This is a genomic window from Bifidobacterium sp. ESL1130 (genome assembly GCF_058507935.1).
In genome coordinates this window covers 1,714,388-1,736,264 of the sequence record NZ_CP196379.1, presented here as the reverse complement: position 1 = coordinate 1,736,264, position 21,877 = coordinate 1,714,388, and the positions used below count along the sequence as shown (strand labels likewise).

The following is a 21,877-nucleotide window of genomic DNA, read 5'->3' as shown; positions in this document are numbered from 1 at the left end:
GTCAAAGGAGAGGAGAGGTCATGGCGCGCGAAGCGAAGGGCAAGAAGCTCAAGATGCGCAACAGCACCTTCAAGAAAATCTGGATAACCATAGTGGCCATAGTGGTCGTGGTGGCGGTGGCACTCACCATTGCAGGGAGCATGTTCTCCGGCGTGCTCGACAGCTACCTGGGGCGTGGCAAGGTAGAGGTGCACAAAGCCAGTGGCACCTCCTCCTGGGACGCCACATACAACGCCAAGACCACGTCGTCGATGAAGGATGCCAAGGCGGCCAGTGACAAGGTCTCGCAGCAGGTTACCGACGAGGGCATCGTGCTGCTCAAAAACGACGGCGTGCTGCCGCTCAAGTCCAAGAGCGCGGTCACTCCGTTCGGCTACGGCTACCTGAACCCGGTCTACTCCGGCTCCGGAGCGGCGGCCACCACCGACAAGAGCATGGCCACTCCGGACAAGGAGCTCGCCAAGCATTTCCAAGTCAACGATGCTGCGGTCAAAGCCATGAAGGGTGCCAAGCCCTCCTTCCCGGGCGCTGCTGACGGCACACCGGCGTTGGACGCCGATCACAACTCGCTGCAAGCCGTGATGGACAAAGGCAAATCAGCGCAGATCAACGAGTACGACCCCTCGATCTACAACGCCCTTGACGGATCCACTAAGGACTCCACAGGCCTCGTGTTCATCGCACGCAACGGCTCCGAAGGCATCGATAAGCGTTCCACCGGTTACAATGACGGCACCCCGCACTATCTGGCGCTCACACAGGCCGAGCAGAACACCATCAAGGCTGCCAAGCGCACCTGTGGCAAAGTGGTTGTGGTGCTGAACACCGCCAACCCCATGCAAGTGGCTCCGTTGATGAGCGGCGACACCCAAGCGGACGCCGTGCTGTGGACGGGTACGGCCGGTTCGCGCGGGTTCGCATCGCTGGCGGATGTGCTGGACGGTACCGTCGATCCCTCCGGTCGTCTCACCGACATCTATCCCACTGATTTCACCAAGGACCCCACCTACGCGAACTTCGGCGAATATCATTACACCAACGCCACGGTCAAGGACAACACCCTGCTGGGCGACATGATTCCCGGTGCCAGCTTCGGCACCATCCAGCGTCCCTTCGTAGAGTATGCCGAAGGCATCTATGTGGGCTACAAATACTATGAGACCGCAGCCGCGGTGGATCCCGGCTTCACCTACGGTGCGGTGGACGCCCAAGGCGCGCTCGCCCAGCCCGGCGCTGTGGCATATCCGTTCGGCTACGGCTTGAGCTACACCACCTTTGATCGCAAACTTGACTCGATCAAGGCTGACGGTGCCAACATAGAAGCCACGGTCACGGTCTCCAACACCGGAGACAAACCCGGCAAAGACGTGGCGCAGCTCTACTACACTTCGCCGTACACCGACCTCGACAAGAGCTCGAAGATCGAGAAGGCCGCCACCAACCTTGCGGCATTCAAGAAGACCAAGCTCTTGAAGCCCGGTGAATCGCAAACGCTCAAGCTGAGCTTCAAGCGCGACGACATGGCCTCCTACGACTACCACCACAAGAATGACGACGGCACCACCGGCGCCTATCTGCTCGAAGCCGGCGACTACGACGTGGCGTTGAAGAACAACTCCCATGATGTCATCGACTCTCAGAAGGTCAGCGTTGCGCAGACCAAGGTGTTCCAAGGCAAAGACCCGACGCAGAGCGACAAGGACGCCCAATCCGTGCTTGACGACAAAGGCAACCCCACCGGTAAGCCTGAAGGCAAGTCGTTCAAGGCCGCCAGCAACGAGTTCCAAACCATGAACGACTACATGGACACCACGGTCAAGCAGCTCAGCCGCAGCGATTGGGCCGGCACTCAGCCCGTCGGTCCGCAGAACCGAGAGAAGGCCGCCCCGCAGATGGCCATCGACGAGTTCGACCGTTACCAGAACTTCGATCCCAAGAGCGACAAGACGCTCGGCAATGTCAAAGGCAGTGACGTATACGCTGCTTCCGACCCCGCCAGCGGTGCCAAAAACAAGCTTTCGCTCATCGACCTGCGCGGGTTGAAGTACAACGACCCAAAGTGGGATAAGCTGCTCGATCAGCTTGACTGGGGCAAGGACAAGGCAAACATCCAGTCTCTGCTGTACATGGCCGCTTACCAGACCAAGGACATCGAGTCCATCGGCAAACCGCTCACCGTCGACAAGGACGGTGCCATGGGCTGGAGCGTCAAGGGGGCATCCTCCTGGGCCGGAGCCAACGTGATGGCAGCCACCTGGAACACCGACCTGCTCAAGAAGGTGGGCTCCAGCATCGGAGAAGAAGGCTTGCAGTCCGGCATCAACGGCTGGTACGCTCCCGCGGTCAACATTCACCGGTCGGCCTTCTCTGGGCGCGACTACGAGTATTACTCGGAGGACGGTGTGCTCTCAGGCAAGCTGGCCGCAGCCTCGATCTCTGGTGCGGGCGACAAAGGTGTGTTCAGCTATTTGAAGCACATCGCGCTCAACGATCAGGAGACCTTCCGTTCCGAAGGGCTGTCCACCTGGGCCAATGAGCAAGCCACGCGCGAGCTGTACCTCAAGCCCTTCCAGATTGCTGCCGAGGAAGCCAAGAGCACAGAGCGTTACCTGGATTCCGAAGGGCACGCACACACCAAGGTGATTCGCTCGGCGACCGGCATGATGAGCGCCCAGAACCTGATTGGCGGTGTGATCGGGTTCGGTCACAAGGGCCTGCTCACCGACGTGCTGCGTGGCGAATGGAACTTCCATGGAGCTGTGGTCACCGATCTGTTCATGGAGAAGTCAAAGACCCAGCGTGACTTGACCATGCGCGCCGGCAGTGACATGTACATGATTCAGACCCCCGGCTACAACGCCACCGACTATGACAGCCCCACGGCCAAAGCGTGCATGCGCACAGCGGTGCACAATGTGGCTTACATGGTGGCCAACTCGAACGCCATGAACGGCATGACCCCAGGCTCGACCATGAGCATTTCGATGAGCCCGTGGCGCAAGCTGCTGGTGGCTATTGATGTGCTGGTGGCGCTCTTCGCGGTCGCCATGGTGATTGTGATGATTCGCCGCGGCAAGAACGAGCGCGAGTTCCCCGAACGCTACCGCGCCCCCAAGGCAAAGAAAGGAAAGGCCAAGCAGTCTCAGGACTGATGCCGGCCATGTTCCGGCAAGGCATCGGTAGTTCCAACGGCACCCGCAGGTGCCATCCTCAGCCCCGTCTGAAGCGCTTCGCAGCCTTCAGGCGGGGCTTTTGCAATCATTTTCGTTCCGTGAGTACTTTGGCGAGCATATGCGCAATACTGTTCAATCAAAAACGTTGATATTTCGCCATTCTCTTGTTTTGACATTGCTGATGAGCGGGGTAAAAGTACTCACGGAAGGAAAAGGATGCGGTTGGAGTGTTCCGCACTCTGTTGGGGAAGTCTGGAACGCGATATTCTGCATTGCGACATCCCGCATAATTGGACAGCAACAGGGTTGATGCATAGACTGAGAGGGATTCTTTGCCGCTATGGTGCGGCAGCTGCGCTGAAGCAGCAAGGTTGCATGGCAGGGAAGTCATGAAGAGAAGGAGCAGTGATGCTTGGTATAGCATGGTCCGACGTCGTAGGCGTCTTCCAATCAATTAAATGGTATTTGGCGTTTATTGTCGCCGTGATTCTTATTGCCGCTGTGGTGGCGGTCGCCGTGCGCAAGGTGAGCGTGCCCGCTCGCAAACTCATTCGTTCGAACACCATCGTGGTACCTGCATTGGCCATTGTGGCAGCGGTGAGCATGATGCTCACCGGCCCCATGTCCACGCTGCTGAACCTGGCTGCCTCGGGCGGTACGAGCCAGAAGGTGTCCGACGCCACTACGGCCAAGGCCTCTGATCTGGCGCGCGACATCGCCGGTGAAGGCTTCGTGCTGCTCAAGAACGACGCTGACACCCTCCCGCTCAAGCAGACCAAGAACCTCAACCTCTTCGGCTGGGCTTCCGAAAACCCGGTCTACGGCGGCACCGGCTCCGGCGCCATCAACGAGAACTACCAGATCGAGTCGCTCAAGGACGGTCTGCACAAGGCCGGCTTCAAGACCAATGACGCACTGACGAAGGTGTACGACAAGGTCGGTCACCGCGCCGTGGTCAACACCACGTCCGGCTCCGGCTGGTCGCTGCCCGAGGCGACCAAGGACATGCTCAACGACCAGGTGATGAGCCAAGCCAAGCAGTTCTCCGACACCGCCATCATCACGCTGGCGCGCGTGGGTGGCGAAGGCTACAGCGACATGCCCACCGATATGAGCAAGGCTGAATATAAGGACAATTCCAAGTCCTACAAGGATTTCAAGCCCGGCGAATCCTACCTGCAGCTGTCCCAGACCGAGAAGGACATGGTCGACACGGTGTGCGCGAACTTCGACAAGGTCATCGTCGTCTACAACGGCTCCAACCCCATGCAGCTCGGATTCCTCAACGAACACCCGCAGATCAAGTCGGCCCTGTGGGCTCCGGCCCCCGGCAACGTCGGTTTTGACGCGCTCGGCGACATCCTCACCGGCAAGGTCAATCCTTCCGGCCGCACCACCGACACGTTCCTGTATGACATGAGCAAGGCGCCGTGGTGGAACAACTCCCAGCCGATCAAGTACAGCAACTTGAAGGACAAGGCCATTCACCTGCCCATCTCCAAGACGATGACACTGAACCTTGATCCCTCGTTCATCAATTACGTCGAGGGCATCTATGTGGGCTACAAGTATTACGAGACGGCTGCCAAGGAAGGCTTCATCAACTATGACGACGTGGTGCAATACCCGTTCGGCTACGGCTTGAGCTACACCAAGTTCGAGCAGAAGATGGGCAAGATCTCCAAGAGCGGTGACAATCTCACCTTCACCGTGGATGTGAAGAACACCGGCAAGGTGGCAGGCAAGGACACCGTGGAGGTCTACTCCGACCCGCCATACACCAACGGCGGCATCGAAAAGGCTTCGGCCAACCTGCTGGTTTCCAAGAAGACCGACACCATCAAGCCCGGCGAGTCCGTGAGCGTGAAGGTTTCCTTCCCCGTATCCCAGCTGGCCTCCTACGATGAGAAGGGCGCCAAGGCCTACGTGCTCGAGCAGGGCGACTATGGCATCGCCATCAAGTCCGACTCCCACCACGTGTTGGACTCCGCCACCTATACGGTTCCCAAGACCGTCACCTACGGCAAGGACAACCCGCGCCCAGGCGACAAGACCGCGGCGACCAACAAGATCTCCGAGGTGGCCGGCGACGTGACCTACATGTCCCGCAAGGACCACTTCGCCAACCATGACGCCGTCGTAGCGGCTCCCGCCAGCGACGTGATGCCCGAGAAGTACGCGAAGGACTACCACCTCAACGCGGACTTCGACCACTCCACCTACAACAACCCGGACGACAAGATGCCCACCACCGGTGCCAAGAACGGCCTCAAGCTCAAGGATCTGCGTGGGCTTGACGCCAACGACCCGAAGTGGGACAAGCTGCTCGACGAGCTGAGCGTGGACGACATGACCAAGCTCACCTCGCTCGGCGGCTTCCAGACCGCCGCGGTGGACTCCATCGGCAAGGTAGCCACCACCGACTGCGACGGTCCGGCCGCCATCAACAACAACTTCACCAAGCAGGGGTCGATCGGCTTCCCGATCGCCGTGGTGCTGGCCAACACCTGGAGCCAGAAGCTGGCACGCCAGTATGGTGAGATGATGGGCCAGATGGGCAAGGAGATGGGCGTGACCGGTTGGTATGCGCCGGCCATGAACACCCACCGCACCGCCATCGGCGGCCGTAACTTCGAGTACTACTCGGAGGACGGCCAGTTGGCCGGCGAGATCGGCGAGAACGTGGTGGCAGGCGCCAAGTCGAAGGGCATGTACGCCTACATCAAGCACTTCGCGCTCTACGACTCCAATGCCATGATGGTCAGCGTCTGGTCGAACGAGCAGGCGGCCCGCGAAGTCTACCTGCGCCCCTTCGAGCTGAGCGTGAAGAACGGCAAGTCCGACGCCACCATGGTCGCCTGGGCGTTCGTGGGCAGCAAGTGGTCCGGCGAGCAGGGATGGGTCAACACCATCATGCGCGATGAGTGGGGCTTCAACGGCATGGCGCTCACTGATTCCTTCGGTGAGGATGGCCGTGGCTTCATGAATGCCGACAATGCCTTCCCGCGCGGCGTCGACATCATGCTGTCCACCTACGGCAAGGGCCCCAACGTGGTGAAGGACAAGAAGAACGCCACGTCGGTCAAGTCGCTGCGCCAAGCCAGCCGTCACATCCTCTACGCCGTCGTCAACAGCGGCGCCTACGCGGAGGACAGCTCGGCGATGAAGACCCCGGCATGGAAGATCGCCTTGGTCGTCGTCGACGTCATCCTCGTACTGCTGCTGGCAGGCGTGGAGATTGTATCCATCCAGCGCTACCTGCGTCGTCGTCGCGGATAGCGGCAGAGACGAAGGTATGACGGCATAGTGCCGTTCTGTGGGCGAGTGCTTCGGTGCTCGCCCACTTGCGTTATAGCAGGTGCTTACGTTTGCGCGCGTTTGCTTATGGCAATGGTGACAGGCAGCGGGGCCGAGTCTAATGTCGCTTCGTTCCGCCGATTATGCGCAGGCCATGCCCGTGCAACGCCGTGCTGTGAAGGACGACCCAGATGCGGTGCTTGGTAGTTCGCAGACCGGGGACACTATGCGCTGTGAGTGAAGGCTTGGGCGTTGTCTGGCGTCTCCTCTTCGATTCATGCGTGCAAACCGACAAGTTGAGTATGGCGGTTCTGTGCGCTGCGTGCAAGCTGATTTAATAGCGTTGAGACATAGTAGTAGTGAAGCGCAAAGTGGCACTGAGTGGCGCATGCGCAGCGATTCGCGGAGGGTGCAATGGAACTTGAGCAACTTTCTGTAGCAGAGAAAGCGGCGATGCTTTCTGGTGCTTCCGAATGGGATTCTCGTGGCAACGAGCGAGCAGGTATTCCCAGTTTCGTGATGAGCGACGGGCCGCACGGCGTTCGTCGTCAGCTCGGAGCTGGCGACCACCTCGGTCTGGGTGGCTCCAAGCCTGCCACATGCTTCCCCACGGCAGGCACCGTGGCCAACTCTTGGGACCCCGAACTGGCTGAGACCATGGGCGAGGCGTTGGGACGCGAGGCGCACGACCTGGATGTGAACGTGCTGCTTGGCCCTGGCATGAACATGAAGCGCAACCCTTTGTGTGGCCGTAACTTTGAATACTATTCCGAAGACCCTCAGGTGGCCGGGCATATGGCCAGCGGTCTCATTCGAGGCATCCAGAGCAATGGTGTGGCATCCTGCCCGAAGCACTTCGCGGTCAACAGCCAGGAGCTGCGCCGTCAGGCGTCGAACTCGATCATCGACGAGCGTACACTGCGTGAACTGTACTTGACTGCCTTCGAGATTGCGGTCAAGCAGGCTCACCCATGGGTCATCATGACTTCCTACAACCAGGTCAATGGCGTCTACGCCCACGAGAACAAGCACCTGCTCACCGACATCCTGCGCAAGGAGTGGGGCTTCGACGGCATGGTGGTCTCTGATTGGGGCGGGTCGAACTCGGCCGTTGCCGCGGTCAAGGCCGGCGGTTCTCTGGAGATGCCGGCTCCCGGCTACACTTCGGTGCGAGAGCTCACTGCCGCGGTCAAAGCCGGCACGCTTTCCGAAGACGATATCAACGCCCGTGCCCGCGAGGTGGCGAAAACCGCCGAGCGCACCCGCTTCGAGGGTGTGGGTCGTGATGACCTGCTCTCGGACGAGGTGGCGAAAGCTCATCACGACGTGGCTCGCAAGGTTGCAGAAGGCACGAGCGTTCTGCTCAAGAACGACGGTACGCTGCCCCTCAAGCCTGGTGCGCGTGTGGCGGTGATCGGCGACATGGCCAAGACCGCACGCTATCAGGGCTCCGGCTCTTCCAAGGTGAACGCCACGAAGGAAGAGAACCTGCTCGACGAGCTCAAGGCGATTGACGGAGTAGAGGTCGCCGGCTATCAGCAGGGCTATGACCGCCAAGGTGAGCCGAACCGCGCACTCATTGAGGATGCTGTGGCATTGGCTGCCGCTGATACCACCGATGTGGTGGTGGCTGTGGTCGGCTTGGATGAGCGCAGCGAATCTGAAGGCCTCGACCGCTCCACCATGGCCATTCCCCAGGTGCAGAATGATTTAGTCAAGGCGTTGGCGGCCACCGGCAAGCCTGTCGTCATCGTGCTCGTAGCCGGTTCTCCGGTGGAGCTTCCCTGGTTCGATAGCGTGTCCTCCATGCTGTACATCGGTCTGTCGGGTCAGGCCGGTGCTTCGGCCACCGCACGTGTGCTCACCGGCAAGGTGAACCCGTCCGGTCATTTGGCGGAGACTTGGCCTCTCAAGTATGAAGACTGCCCAAGCGCCGAGTTTTATCCGGCCGCAGATCGCGATTCGGTATACCGCGAAGGCCTGTTCATGGGCTATCGCTACTACGAGACCGCCGGCGTTCCGGTGCGTTTCCCCTTCGGCTTTGGTCTGAGCTACAGCTCGTTCTCCTATTCCGATTTAAGCGTGGACGACAAGGGTGCCACCGTTTCGGTGACCAACGATTCCGCAGTGGCCGGCGCTACGGTGGTGCAGCTGTACGTCTCAGGACCTACCGGTGGCATGATTCGCCCGGCGCGCGAGCTCAAGGGCTTCAAGAAGATTTTCCTCGAAGCGAGGGAAACGCAGAGCGTGCGCATCGATTTCGATGAGACCACGTTCCGCAACTTTGATACGGCTTCCGACTCGTGGTGCACCGAGTCTGGCGCTTGGACCGTGATGGTGGGCGGCGACGTCGAACATCTTCCGCTGTCGGCTTCTCTCGATGTGCGTGGCGACAAAGAGCTGACCCCGGCTGATCCGGCCTTGGGGCACTATGCGACCGGTCAGGTCAAGCAGGTCACCGACCAAGAAGTGAACGCCCTGTTTGGGGGAGCGCTTCCTGAGCCATACCAGCCTGAGGTGTTGGGTGAAAACGATCCGATTTCCTCTTGGGTCACATCGAAGGGCTTTGTGGCACGACATGTGGCGCAGTTCCTGACAAACCGCGAGAAGAAGGTGCGTCAAAAGACAGGTTCGCCTGATCTGAACACGCTGTTTATTCTCAACATGCCTCCGCGCGCCATGTGCAAGATGACGCAGGGCATGATCGACCAAGACATGGTGCAGGCAGTTGTCAAGATCGCCAACGGTCACACCTTCCGCGGAGCAGGTTCGTTCATTGCGGGATTCTTCCGCAATTCCTCAGCCAACAAGCGCATGGCCAAGGAGCTGGGCGAGAAGTGAGACTCTCGGCTGCAAGCCGACCCGAACGCACAATTTTGATAAGAATGGAGCAATGACGTGAGCAACGAGAACAGCAACAACGCTGGCAGCGCAGACACCGAGAACGAGGGAACCGGCTTCATGGCCGCGTGCCGTCGTCTCATCGCAAAGTACCCGAACCTGTGGGAGTTCATCAAGTTCAATGTGCTTTCCAACATTTCCACCATCACCCGCTTTGTGGTGGTGTGGATCTTCACGGCCGTCTTCGTGACCGCCATGCACATGACGCAGCCCTTCCAATTCCTCATCTTCAACTATTCCACGCCTGATACCAACGGTTTGGGCGGATTCCTCACCTTCCTCATCGCCGAGGTGGCGGCTCAGGCCGTCAACTTCGTGGTGCAGATGAAGTGGGTGTTCAAGTCCGACTCCAGCTTCAAGGACGCTGCGTGGAAGTACGTGATTCTGGCCATCATCATCGTGATCTGCAACCTGGTGCTGCCGGGTTACGTCACCAAGCTGTGCACCAGCTGGGGCTGGAACAATGCCATCTCCTCCACCATCTCCTCGGTGGTCAACACCTTGCTGGCCGTCATCATCAGCTACCCGCTGCTCAAGTGGTGGATTATGCCGAAGAACAAGGAAGAGAAGAAGGACTGAACGTCTAACTGACACGTTGCCCTGTTGTGGCAGTGGTTGCTATTGAAGAGCCTGTGGAATGTGTATCGACATTCCACAGGCTCTTTGTTTTGCGAGGATGTAATGTCCGCTGCAGTTGGAATGGTTGGAAGCGCGCCTCTGATAGGCAGAATATGTGATGTATAACACACCTTGTAGAGTGAGATTTGACTTCGCTGCGTCATGACAATGAATTTCAGTGTGAGTGGCATATGTGCAGTGAAGCGTTGTAATCCTTGCTCTAGGAGGTAGAGATGGAAGGTCGTTTAGACGGTAAAGTAGTGATTATCACCGGGTCGGGTTCGGGGATGGGTGCCGCTATGGCGCGTCTGTTCGCGAAGGAAGGTGCCAAGATTGTCGGCGCTGACATCAACCTGGAACGTGCAGACGAGGTAGCGCACGACGTGCGTGAAGCTGGCGGAAGCATTGAAACCATCCGTACCGATGTGTCCAAGCTCGAGGATATTCAGGCCGTGTTTGCTTTGGCCAAGGAGAAATTTGGCGGTGTGGATGCCGTTGTCAACAATGCCGGCATTATGGACGACATGTCGCCGGTGGGGGAGATGAGTGACGAGATGTGGCGCCGTGTCTTCGCCATCAACACCGATAGCGTTATGTATGCGACTCGAGAGGCAATCAAGGAGTTCCTGCCTAAGAAGAGTGGCGTCATCCTTAATATTGCCTCGGTGGGTGGTACCAACGGCGGTCGTGCCGGTGCGGCCTACACGGCGGCTAAGCATGCAGTGGTTGGATTGACAGAAAACACCGCTTTCATGTATGAGAGGGAAGGGATTCGCGCCAATGCCATCGCCCCAGGCGGCATCAACACCAACATCTCGGAGTCGATGAAGAATGTCAATGAGTTTGGCATGAATCGGCAAAAGGCAGGCATGGCACTTATGCCTGGTGTGGGGTCGTCACAGTCCATTGCACAGGCTGCGTTGTTCCTGGTGAGTGACGAATCCGAGTTTGTCAATGGTGCCGTTGTGCCGGTAGACGGAGGATGGACCACATTCTAACGCGTCTCAACTGGTGAGCGCGTTACATCCCCTTAATCGAATTTATGTATGCTGTATCACATAGTGCTTGTTTATCCAGCGGAACCGTTTTGTCTGTTGGTCTCAGGGCACACCCATACCAACCCCAGCGAAAGTGGGCTTTATGAAGGAAGAACAAACCAAGACCGGTGAGTTGTCTCGGACGGCGCGCAGCAGTGCTCCGCTCATTGTGGCATTGATGGCCGGTTATTCGGTGGTGTACATGGATAAGAACATGATCTCCACCGCCATCATCCCTATTTCCAAGCAGTTCGGCCTCGACTCGAGCAAGACCGGCCTGATCATGTCGCTGTTCTTCCTGGGTTACTCGATCATGCAGATTCCGTGCGGCTGGCTGGCTGACCGGTTCGGCGCCAAGCGCGTGCTGATGACCTCCATGGTGGTCATCGCCGTATTCTCCTACTGCTTCGGCGCGGTGGGTAGTATTGCCGGGCTCGGAGCCGCAGGCAGCCTGGCCATGTTCATTGTTATTCGCTTCTTTGCCGGAATGGGGCATGGCGGCTACCCGCCAAGCTGCACCAAAGCGGTTTCGGAGAACTTCGAGCCCAGGCGCCGCACGTTCGTGCAGTCACTCATCCTTTCCACCTCCGGTATCGGCGGCATCCTGGCCTTCACCTTGGGCGCTCAGCTCATTTCCTACAACTGGCAGCTGGCCTATGTGTTGCTCGGCAGCCTCTACTTGGTCTCGTTCGTACTCATTGCGTTCTTCGTTCCCAAGGATTGTGGCACCAAGCCGGCTGTGAAGGCTGAAACACAGGATGCCCCCGCCAAGCTCGGGTTCCGTGACGTCATCACTAACCGCAATGTCATCGTGCTCTTCGTGGTCATGCTTCTGCTCAACGTGGTGCTTTATGGCAACATGTCTTGGCTGCCCAGCTACATCACCGCAACGTTCAAGCTGAGCGTGGGGCAGGCAGGATGGATCTTGGCCGGCAACTCGGTGTTCTCCACCATCGCCACCATCTTCTCCGGCTCTCTGCTCTCCAAGTTCTTCTTGGGGCGTGAGAAGAAGGCCATCACGTGGTCCGTCCTCATCGTGGCAGTGCTGCTGGTGCTCTTTGTCACCTCGCACAATTTGGTGCTCACCATCGTGCTCATGGTGTGCATCAGCATGCTCAGTACCCTTGCTTTCACCGGTGTGTTTACATGGCCTCACAAGATCATGGACGCGCAGGTCATCGGTTCGTCAATCGGCATCATCAACACCGGTGGCACCTTGGGAGGCTTCCTGGCTCCCATGATTATCGGTGCCTTGGTGACGGGGGGCAACTTCACTCCCGGGTTCCTGTTCATGGCGGGTGTCGGTGTGGCGGCTGCAGTCGTGGTGCAGCTCGTGCGCATCGAGAAATAACATGACGGGCTCGCCCTTGCGGCGGGCCCGCACTGATATGTGTGGTAATCAATCATTCACAACCCATTGACTCGTCGGGCCAATGGTATGAAAGGTGGCGGCCATGGCTGCAACACAAGACAAACAACGTATTATCGACATCGTCGATGAGAAAAAAGGCGAGTTCATCGAGGCTTCGGACCGCATCTGGGAAACCCCGGAGACCCGGTTCACTGTCCCCAAGTCGGTCGAGCAGCATTACAAAGTGCTGGAGAACGAAGGGTTCGAGATCACCAAGGGCGTGGCCGGTATGGATTACGCCTACATCGCCACGTACGGTTCGGGCAAGCCGGTCATCGGCATCACCGCGGAATACGATGCGCTCGACAATCTCAGCCAGGAGGCCGGCAACCCGCAGCGCAAGCCCGTGATAGACGGCGGGGCAGGTCAGGGCTGCGGCCACAACGTGCTGGGCACCGGTGCGCTTGGTGCCGCGGTGGCGCTCAAGACCCTCATGGAAGAGCGGAACCTGAAGGGCACGCTCAAGCTCTTCGGCTGCCCGGCCGAAGAAAGCGGCTACGGCAAGGCCTTCATGGCGCGCGACGGCGTGTTTGATGACGTGGACGCGGCGTTCACCTGGCACCCAGCGGACAATACCGCGGTGTGCGGCGGTTCGGGCCTGGCCGTCATGCAGGCGAACTTCGCTTTCAAGGGCGTCGCCTCCCACGCTGCGGCAGCGCCCGACCAGGGCCGTGACGCGCTCGACGCGGCCACGCTCATGACGGTGGGTGTGCAGTTCCTGCGCGAGCACATCATCGACGAGGCTCGCGTCCACTACGCCTACACCGACGCCGGCGGCGAGTCCGCCAACGTGGTGCACCCCTCGGCCAACCTGTACTTCTTCGTGCGTGCTCCCAAGCTTGATCAGGCCAAGGAAATCTACGACCGCGTGGTCAAGATCGCTGAGGGTGCGGCCATGATGACCGACACCGAGCTGAGCATCGACTTCGACTCGGCCTGTGCCAACTATGTGCCGAACCACCCGCTCAGTGAGGCGATGGACTTGAACCTCCGCTTGGCAGGCCCGCTCGAGATCACCGATGAGGAGCAGGACTTCGCTCGTTCCATCGCGGCAAGCAACGCCCCCGGCGCTACTGAGCGCATGGCTGCCCGGGCCAGGGAAGCCTTCCCCGGCAAGAGCGACGAGGAGATTGACCAGATGGCCCGCGCCGGCATCGTCACCGAGATTTTCCCGCTGACCTACCCCACGAGCACCAAAGGTCAGGCCTCCACCGACGTTGGCGACGTAAGCTGGTGCGCGCCCACGGCGCAGTATTACGGCGGTTTCGAGCCGCAGGGGGCCAGTGCGCACTCCTGGCAGTGGGTGGCCAACGGCCAGTCCAGCATCGCCCACAAGGGCTTGGTGCAGGCAGCCAAGACCATCGCGCTGACGGCCTACGACGCGCTGACCGATGCGGATCTGTTGGCAAAGGCCAAGGAAGCGTACGCTCAGGACTTCAAGGACGAGCAGTACAAGTCTGTGATTCCCGCCGACGTGCAGCCTCACGGGTGATGTGACTACTCGTATGGCTCTTCGTTGAGGGGCCGGTTGGGAGCCGGCTGAGAAACCGAATAAAGCGGCAGGTTGACTTATTTGTCAGCCTGCCGCTTGCGTTATGTGTGACTGATACGTGACTGATGTGTGGATGATGCGCGACTGATACATGACTGATTAAACAGTGACTGATTGAATCATGACTGATCGAATCGCGTCGGGTGGGAATTGTTATGCCGTCTCCAATTGCTGTTTGGGCAGGAGCACGGTGAGGGTAAACCACTGGTTCTGTGCTTTGATGGTGAGGGTGCCGCCATACTGTTCGGCGATGTGGCGTATGGACTTCACGCCGTAGCCGTGTGAATGGTGGTCGGCCTTGGTGGTGCGCAGGTTGCCTTTCCCATCCTTCTTCAGCTCGGTACGGTAGTAGTTCTCCACGCGAATGACCGTGAAATCGCCGTATGTGTAAAGCGCCAGTTTGATGAGACGGTGCTGCGGGTCGTCAAGCTTCGATGCCGCTTCGATGGCATTGTCCAAAGCGTTGCCGAATAGGGTGGCGATGTCCATGGAGCTCAATGTGTCAAGCAGCTTGCCGTCCGCAACGGTGGTGAAGGTGATGCCTTGACGATCGCACGCCTGCATCTTGGTGGTGAGAACCACGTCGAGTACCGGGTTGCCAGTGTGCTGCTGTGCGCTGTACTGGCGTACCGAATCCTCAAGTTGTTCGAACCCAGCCGCCACATGCTCGGGGTCGACTTCGGCTCGCAGTGCCGTTATCTGGTGTTTCAGGTCGTGAGAGATTCGCCCGAGTGACTCTATGTTTTCCTTGGACTGCAGGTATTCGCGGTGCTCGCTCTCACGCTCGGCATCAATGGAAGCCAGTTCGGCGCTGACCTGCTGCGCCCGCAGCTGCTCCTGCTGGGCGTAGAGCACGGCGTAGCCGCACAGATCCACCAGTGTGCGGATGTAGAACACCTCTTGTCCCATCGTGCCGGAGAAAGGCGTGTTTGTGGAAACGAAGCTCAGGTTGCTCATGGCAAAGGTGACGATGGTGATGGCGATGGCTCCGAATGTGGCGGAGAGCGTGGGATTGGTGGGGGCGGAACCGTCGAAGTTGCGGCGTTCCAACGTCCATGCCAGGATGAAACAGGTGAGATAAGTGACCACGAGCAGCACAGTGTTGAAGCCCATCAGGCGGTGGTCATGCAGGTTCACGCCCGCGAACATGGCTAGTTGCCAATGTAGCGAGGCCACCAGTTCCGCAAGTACGAACGCCCGGGCGGTGATATAACAGCCTTCGCGCAGTGCTGTTCCGGTGGCGAGCATGATGATCGTGTACATTACGGCGAACGCCAGCAGCATGCCGAACATCCAAAAGAGCGCCGGGGCGATGCCGTTGATGTATTGTACGGCGATGATGACAGGCAGACCCAAGGCGGCCACGGCAATGGTACGTGCCTTGGAAACCCTGCGGTTGATCACCAGCAGATAGACCATGCACGCCGCCCATTCGCTGAGGGCCGTGAATACGCGGGGAATGTCTGGCAGGGCGTTGGTGATGGTTTCGTTCATGGCAGCCTACTTGTTGGCGGTACCGCTGATGTAATCGGCTAGAGCGGCGACAAAGGCTTTCTTGCGCGGCCTGCTGATGCGCAGGCGCTCACCATTGCTCATCAGGCACTCCTGGTCTTCTATGCCGGCAACGTGGCGCATGTTGACCAGGTAGCAGGAGTTGGAACGGAAGAAGTCGTGCGGGCCGAGCTGTGCCTCCAGCTCCTTGAGTGTGGAGGTGATGGAGATCTTGCTGTTGGAATTGTGGATGATGATGTTGTGGCGTATGGATTCGATATAGAGAATCTCCCGCAGTTCCAAACGGGTCTGCTTCGATCCGGTTTCCACAAGGATGGAGTGGTGGCTGCGCCGGCGTGCTGCCTCAATGGACCGTTTTAGCTCCTGGCTGAAAGCAAACCAGGGTACCGGCTTGAGCAGATAGGAGAGAGCCTGGACCTCGTAGCCGTTGATGGCGTACTGGGCGGCGGCGGTGATGAAGATGATGGCCACCTCGTTGTCCACGTTGCGGATTGCTTTGGCGGCTTCCATACCGTTCATCTGCTTCATTTCGATGTCGAAGAGCAGAATGTCGTAGATGGGGCGGTATTGTTTGACGATTTTTGCTCCGTCGTCGAAGACGGAAACCGTGAAATGTTCATCGTTCTCGCGCTGGTAGCGATTGAGGTAGTCGAGCACCTGCTGGCAGGCTGCGGGGTCGTCTTCGATCACTGCGATTCTGATGTCGTGCACCACTCCTCCTTATCTCATCCGTTCGGCGCATTGGGTATCGGCGGCATTGAGGCGTTCATGATTGGACGTGATGCTGCAACGGTACGTTTATACAGTTTATTAGTAACCGTCTATTTATAGCACGATTACTCTTTATATATACCCATTGTAGGGGAAGATGTGCGTTGTATCACGATTATGCGCTCTTGGTGGAGCGTTGCTGATGTCAACTGTGGGCAGGCAACTGTCGGTTGAGAACTCTAGTCTGGAACACATGGATATGAATGTGATTATCGGCGTGGTCGTCGTAGCAGCGGTTGTTGTGGCGCTCATCGTGGCCGGTGTTGTTGCAAGTCGTACACGCAACAAACGTGCAGCCTCTTCTGGTAGCGGTACCGGCGGTGAAGGTGGGAACCGTGTCAGTGACGATGGCGGCACCGATGGTGGCTCTGAGGGTAGTGCGGAGGGTGACGAACCTGTTCGCAGTGAAACGAACCTGAAGCCAGGGGAAGAGACTGAACAAGACGGTGATCGTCCCGAGTCTGCCGGTTCACGCGCCACACGTCTCAAAGCCAAACTCGCCAAGTCGTCCAATCCGTTCGGCAAGGCGCTGTTCAACATTCTTGCCAAAGACAAACTTTCCGAGTCCGATTGGGAGGATGTCGAAGACACGTTGCTGCTGGCCGATGTCGGCAGCGAGGCGAGTGAGACCTTGGTTCAGGGGCTGCGCACCGACGCACGCGTGACCGGTACTGCCGATGCGGCTCAGGTACGAGAGGCGCTGCGCTCCAAGCTCGTGGAACAGGTCGATGCCATTTCCGGCGAGACCGTGACTCAGGCTGAGGGTGAGAGCGCTGCATCCGGAGCGGTGATTGCTCCCGATCGCGAGCTTAACGCCAACAAGCCCCAGGCTTCTCGCCCCAGCGTCATCATGATGGTGGGAGTCAACGGCACCGGCAAGACCACGACGGCCGGCAAGCTGGCACGCCTGTTTGTGGCACAGGGCAAATCGGTGATGTTGGCGGCTGCGGACACCTTCCGTGCTGCCGCTGCCGATCAGCTCGAGACCTGGGGTGCCAAGGTGAACGTGCCGGTGGTGCGCTCGCACAAAGAGGGGGGCGATCCGGCTTCCGTGGCGTTCGAAGCGTCACAGCGAGCCAAGGAGGAGAATGTCGATGTGCTCATCATCGACACAGCCGGACGGCTGCAGAACAAGTCGAACCTCATGGACGAACTGGGCAAGATTCGCCGGGTCACCGAGAAGAACCTGCCGGTGGATGAAGTGCTGCTGGTGCTTGACGCCACCACCGGCCAGAACGGCATGACCCAAGCCAAGGTGTTCGCTGAGGCGATTGGATTGACGGGCGTGGTGCTCTCCAAGCTCGACGGCTCGGCCAAGGGTGGTATCGTCATCTCGGTGCAGCGCGAACTCGGCGTGCCGGTCAAACTCGTCGGCTTGGGCGAAGGGCCGGACGATCTGGCTCCCTTCGATGCAGCAGGGTTCGTGGACGGCATCCTGGCCTGAAACGACCGCTGTGTGGATTGCGCCATCAACGTGTCGCACCACGTTTAGGCGTATCGTTACGTGGGCGTAACGGCGGCGTAATCGTGCGTAATGTGGCGTAATGCCGTCGTCATATGAGCGGCGTTCTATGGTTCCCATCCCGTAGCCGAGACTGAAGGGGAATCATATGAACAACGGAATCGATACCGGCAACGCCGCGTGGATGCTCATGGCGGCATCCATGGTGTTCCTGATGACACCCGCCGTGGCGTTCTTCTACGGCGGCATGGTGCGCCGCAAGGCCATCCTCAACATGCTGCTGCTCTCCGCCGGTGCTCTGGCGGTTGGCTCCATCGTCTGGGTGCTGTGGGGCTGGTCCATCGCCTACGCCGGCGACGATATCGGCGGTGTGTTCGGCTCTCCGGCCTCGGGCCTGCTGCTCAAGGACGCGGTGAGTGCCCAAGGCGACAGCGGGGCGCTGGGTGCCACCGAACTCAACGCCAACGGCCACTATCCGATCACCATCGACGTGGCCTTCCAGATGGCGTTCGCCATGATTGCGGTGGCGCTTATCTCCGGGGCGCTCGCCGAACGCATCAAATACACCACATGGCTGATCTTCGTGGCCTTGTGGGTAACGTTCGAATACTCGCCCATGGCACACATGGTATGGAACGGCGGCCTGCTGTCCGCCACCGGTGCCATCTCTGAGGCGCTGGGTGCGCCAGCGCATGATTTCGCTGGCGGCACGGTCATTCATATCAATGCCGCTGTGGCAGCGCTGATGATCGTACTGCTCACCGGCAAGCGCAAGGGGTTCGGCAAGCGCACCATGCGCCCGCACAACGTGCCGTTCGTGATGCTGGGTGCGTTCCTGCTGTGGTTCGGATGGTTCGGGTTCAATGCCGGTTCGGCGTTTGCGGCGAACGGCACCGCAGGGTACGCATGGGTGAGCACGTCGGTGGCGGCCGGTGCGGCCATGCTGGCATGGGGGTTCACCGAACGTGTGCGCACCGGTCATTACACCGCCATGGGCGCTGCCACGGGAATGGTGGCGGGACTGGTCGCCATCACTCCGGCAGCCGATGTGGTGGGGCCGTTGTGGGCCATCGTCATCGGCGCTGTGGCCGGGGTGCTCACATGCCTGGCGTGCGATGTGAAGTTCCGCTTGGGCTACGATGACTCCCTCGACGTGGTGGGCGTGCACGGCGTGGGCGGACTGGTCGGCACGGTGATGGTCGGTCTGTTTGCCCAAGGCACCGGTCTGTTCACAGGCGGATCGTGGCGGCAACTTGCGGTACAGGTGCTGGTGTCGCTGGTGGCGGTGCTGTATTCGGCGGCCGTGACGTGGGTCATCGCGTTTGCGCTGGAAAAGACGGTGGGTTGGCGCGTCAGTGAGGATGAGGAGCTGCTTGGCGTGGACGAGGCTCGCCACGGAGAGTTCGCCTACGGTCTGTTCGGGGGTCAACTTGCGGATGAAGTGTGAATGAGTAGCTATCCTTCCTGTGCTGGCTGGGTAATGAATGCCAGACGTAGGTAGGAAGGTGCTGTTGGTGCCGTCGTATGCGTTGCATGCGGCGGCACTGGCGTTTGGTCGTGCGGGGGAGTGAGTAGGGGGGCTAAGGTCGGCAAGTATCCGTGTGCGGGAGACTGCATGCGGATTTTGTTTTGTCTAATTATGAAGAAGTAATTCGTTATGGGCATAGTGAGATGTATCATAAATGTGTGATTGGTAACTATGTCAATACGTAATGCGGCACCAAACTCGGCAAATTGAAGCCGTGCTTGATGTAATGACGGCATTTTGTGCAAATTTATACCTGACATTTGTCTAGTATTGCGATATTCTTATTATCTGGCGTAAAGAAGGCGAATTCTTTTCATGCTAAAGCTAGGCAAATAATAGAAAACTGTACATACTCAGTACATGCTACGTGGCGCGCGGTGTGACTTTGCCTCCGGTACATGGCCATGCTGCACAGCCTGAGGGGCGACTGCCTATTGGCGCGAAATGCCATCGTGAGTCCCCTCGTATACAAGATTTCCCAATCAGTTTCAGGGAAAAGGAGAAATATCAATGAACATGCAATCACCATTGCGCAAGCTTGCAGGAGCGGCTGTAGCGGCCGCTTCCCTGCTGGCTCTCGGTGTGCCGGCCAGCGCGTTCGCTGCCGATGTCCCCGCGACGCCCAAGCCGATCGCCATCAGCGACTCCGGCAAGGAGACCATCGCGATCACCGGTATCAGCGCCGCAGTGAAGGGCCACAGTTTCAAGGCCGTGCGCGTAGGCGAATACGCCAACGCCGAAGGCACTGCCGACGGCAACCTCACCAACGTCGCCGTCACTACGGTAAGCGACTTCAACGAGGCCGCCACTTCTGCGTTCACCAGCGTTGCCGGAGCCGGTCTTGACCCCTCCTACGCGGGTAACCCGATCGGTGCGGTGTCGTCCAAGTGGCTCGGCTACGGCACCACCGGTGATGACACCACCTCAAACAGCGGCACCGCTTCCAACGCATGGGGCAAGAACGGCAAGCTGCGTGCCTTCGTCACCAACTTCTCGAAAGAGAAGGCCCTCACCTCCGCATTTGACAGCACCTCCAACGCCGAGGTGACCTCTGCGGAATCCGGTGCCAACACCACGGTGACGCTCACTGGCCTGAACCCCGGTGTCTATGTCGTCAAGGATGTCACCCCGACCTCGGGCGCAGGCAAGGCGGCGGATTACACCAACGCCATCCCCATGCTGGTGAGCACCGGAGTCACTTCCGGCAGCACGGTCTACAACAAGATCAACGGCACGGACCTGGGCGTGATCACGATGAAGAACGACACGGTGCCGTCCATCGTCAAGACGCTCGACTCCAGCAAAAGCAACGATGCCTCCATCGGCGGCAAGCTGCACTACCAGCTGAGCAGCAAGGTGCCGCTGACCACCGGCTTCGATCACTACATCTTCACCATGACCGATACCCCGAAGCAGGCGGGCCTGAGCTACAACAACGACGCGGTCGTGACGGTCGGCTCCCAGACGCTGTCCAAGAGCCAGTACAACGTCATCGTTGATACCGATGCCGCCAACAACACCAAATACGTGGTCTTCGACCTCTCCTCGAGCATCCGCAGCTTCACTTGGCAGGATAAGATCACCGTCACATACAGCATGACGGTCAACGACAATGCGCAGGGCGGTTCGCTCGGCAACGGCGTCACGCTGTCCTTCAGCAACGACTCGGACAAGCAGCCGACCTCAGACAAGCCGACCATCAGCGACGGCAGCAACGGCAGCACGGACAACGGCCTGGTCAACCCCAGCGATCCGGGCAACGGTTCGGTTGACACGGTCACCGACAAGCCAGATGCGGAGCATCCGAACGCGAACTCCACCGCATACCTGCGCTCCTTCACGCTGGCAAACAAGGACAAGACCAGCAGCGCTCCTCTGCAAGGCACCTTCCAGGTGAGCCAGGGCGACACCAAGGCCGCCGCTCCCATCAAGTTCCTCCAGCTCTCGGACGGCTCGTACAAGAAGGCCGCCGCTCAGGGTTCCCCCTCGGCCACGGCTGATCTGAAGCCCGCACAGGACGGCACGCTGAAGGTGGACGGTCTGTCTGACGGCACGTACACGGTCAACCAGACCGCGGCTCCTGCAGGCTACTCCGACATGTTCAAGCCCAGCTTCACCGTCACGCTTTCGGGCGACTCCAGCGATCCCACCATCTCCGTGGCAACGAACACCGGCGACATCTGGGGCTTGGTCGAGGAGCGCAAGACCGCTACGAACACCAATGACGGCACGAACGCCATCGTGGTCTTCAACGTCACCTCCATCTCCTCGCTGCCGATGACCGGCGGCGCCGGCGTACTGCTTGCAGTCGTCGTGGCGCTGCTTCTGCTGGTCGTCGCTGTGGCGCTGATGATTGTCAAGCGTCGTCAGGCGGCTACTCTCGCAGGATTGCGCTGAAACTAGGCATTTGAGGGAAGCGCATGACGGTTAGGCAATAAAACCGGATGAGCTTCCTGCTCTGCTTGGCGAACTCATATAGGCGGACGGTCTACTTCACGGTAGGCCGTCCGCTTTTGTATGGAAGGGTGTGGGGGAGCGGGATGTGCGCTGTGCTTCTCATCACTCTATAAAACAGCCAAAGAACTAGAATTTGTATAGCAAAGTGCGCTCTGTGA

General features: G+C 59.1%; 12 protein-coding genes. 10 read left to right on the top strand and 2 right to left on the bottom strand.

Annotated features, from left to right (window positions below; translation table 11 throughout):
* Positions 1-20: 20 nt before the first annotated feature.
* The 7 genes from ACSYSO_RS06780 to ACSYSO_RS06750 all read left to right on the top strand — a co-directional run bounded on the left by ACSYSO_RS06780 (position 21) and on the right by ACSYSO_RS06750 (position 13,929).
* Complete coding sequence (locus ACSYSO_RS06780; RefSeq protein WP_491701714.1) at positions 21-3,152, top strand: glycoside hydrolase family 3 C-terminal domain-containing protein; 3,132 nt, start codon at positions 21-23, stop codon at positions 3,150-3,152.
* A 429-nt stretch (positions 3,153-3,581) separates the two neighbouring features.
* On the top strand, positions 3,582-6,452 hold the full coding sequence (locus tag ACSYSO_RS06775) for a glycoside hydrolase family 3 C-terminal domain-containing protein (RefSeq protein ID WP_491701713.1): 2,871 nt from the start codon (positions 3,582-3,584) through the stop codon (positions 6,450-6,452).
* Positions 6,453-6,884: 432 nt separating this feature from the next.
* Positions 6,885-9,311: a glycoside hydrolase family 3 C-terminal domain-containing protein gene (locus ACSYSO_RS06770; RefSeq protein WP_491701712.1), complete on the top strand. Its 2,427-nt coding sequence runs from the start codon at positions 6,885-6,887 to the stop codon at positions 9,309-9,311.
* 120 nt (positions 9,312-9,431) lie between these two features.
* Positions 9,432-9,950, top strand: a complete 519-nt coding sequence (locus ACSYSO_RS06765; RefSeq protein WP_489800035.1) for a GtrA family protein — start codon at positions 9,432-9,434, stop codon at positions 9,948-9,950.
* Positions 9,951-10,222: 272 nt separating this feature from the next.
* Positions 10,223-10,987 carry an SDR family oxidoreductase gene (locus ACSYSO_RS06760; protein ID WP_491701711.1) on the top strand — a complete coding sequence of 255 codons (765 nt, stop codon included), beginning with the start codon at positions 10,223-10,225 and terminating at the stop codon, positions 10,985-10,987.
* A gap of 142 nt (positions 10,988-11,129) precedes the next feature.
* Positions 11,130-12,377, top strand: coding sequence for an MFS transporter (locus tag ACSYSO_RS06755; protein WP_489800003.1), 1,248 nt, complete (start codon positions 11,130-11,132; stop codon positions 12,375-12,377).
* A gap of 103 nt (positions 12,378-12,480) precedes the next feature.
* Complete coding sequence (locus tag ACSYSO_RS06750; protein WP_489760340.1) at positions 12,481-13,929, top strand: amidohydrolase; 1,449 nt, start codon at positions 12,481-12,483, stop codon at positions 13,927-13,929.
* A 213-nt stretch (positions 13,930-14,142) separates the two neighbouring features.
* Here ACSYSO_RS06750 and ACSYSO_RS06745 read toward each other — a convergent pair whose 3' ends face one another.
* Together ACSYSO_RS06745 and ACSYSO_RS06740 are read right to left on the bottom strand one after the other, a co-directional pair.
* The gene (locus tag ACSYSO_RS06745; RefSeq protein ID WP_489760339.1) at positions 14,143-15,483 is read right to left on the bottom strand and encodes a GHKL domain-containing protein; all 1,341 of its coding nucleotides are present in this window, start codon (positions 15,481-15,483) and stop codon (positions 14,143-14,145) included.
* Positions 15,484-15,489: 6 nt separating this feature from the next.
* Positions 15,490-16,212 (bottom strand): LytR/AlgR family response regulator transcription factor, encoded by a 723-nt coding sequence (locus ACSYSO_RS06740; RefSeq protein ID WP_489760338.1) that lies wholly within the window; start codon positions 16,210-16,212, stop codon positions 15,490-15,492.
* Between the two features lie 157 nt (positions 16,213-16,369).
* Here ACSYSO_RS06740 and ftsY point away from each other — a divergent pair, with 157 nt between their 5' ends.
* The 3 genes from ftsY (at position 16,370) to ACSYSO_RS06725 (ending at position 21,659) form a co-directional block, all read left to right on the top strand.
* Positions 16,370-17,716: a signal recognition particle-docking protein FtsY gene (ftsY, locus tag ACSYSO_RS06735; RefSeq protein WP_489760337.1), complete on the top strand. Its 1,347-nt coding sequence runs from the start codon at positions 16,370-16,372 to the stop codon at positions 17,714-17,716.
* Positions 17,717-17,882: 166 nt separating this feature from the next.
* Positions 17,883-19,181, top strand: coding sequence for an ammonium transporter (locus tag ACSYSO_RS06730; RefSeq protein WP_489800004.1), 1,299 nt, complete (start codon positions 17,883-17,885; stop codon positions 19,179-19,181).
* Between the two features lie 591 nt (positions 19,182-19,772).
* Entirely contained in the window at positions 19,773-21,659 is a 1,887-nt protein-coding gene (locus tag ACSYSO_RS06725) for an isopeptide-forming domain-containing fimbrial protein (protein ID WP_489760335.1), read from the top strand.
* Positions 21,660-21,877: the final 218 nt, after the last annotated feature.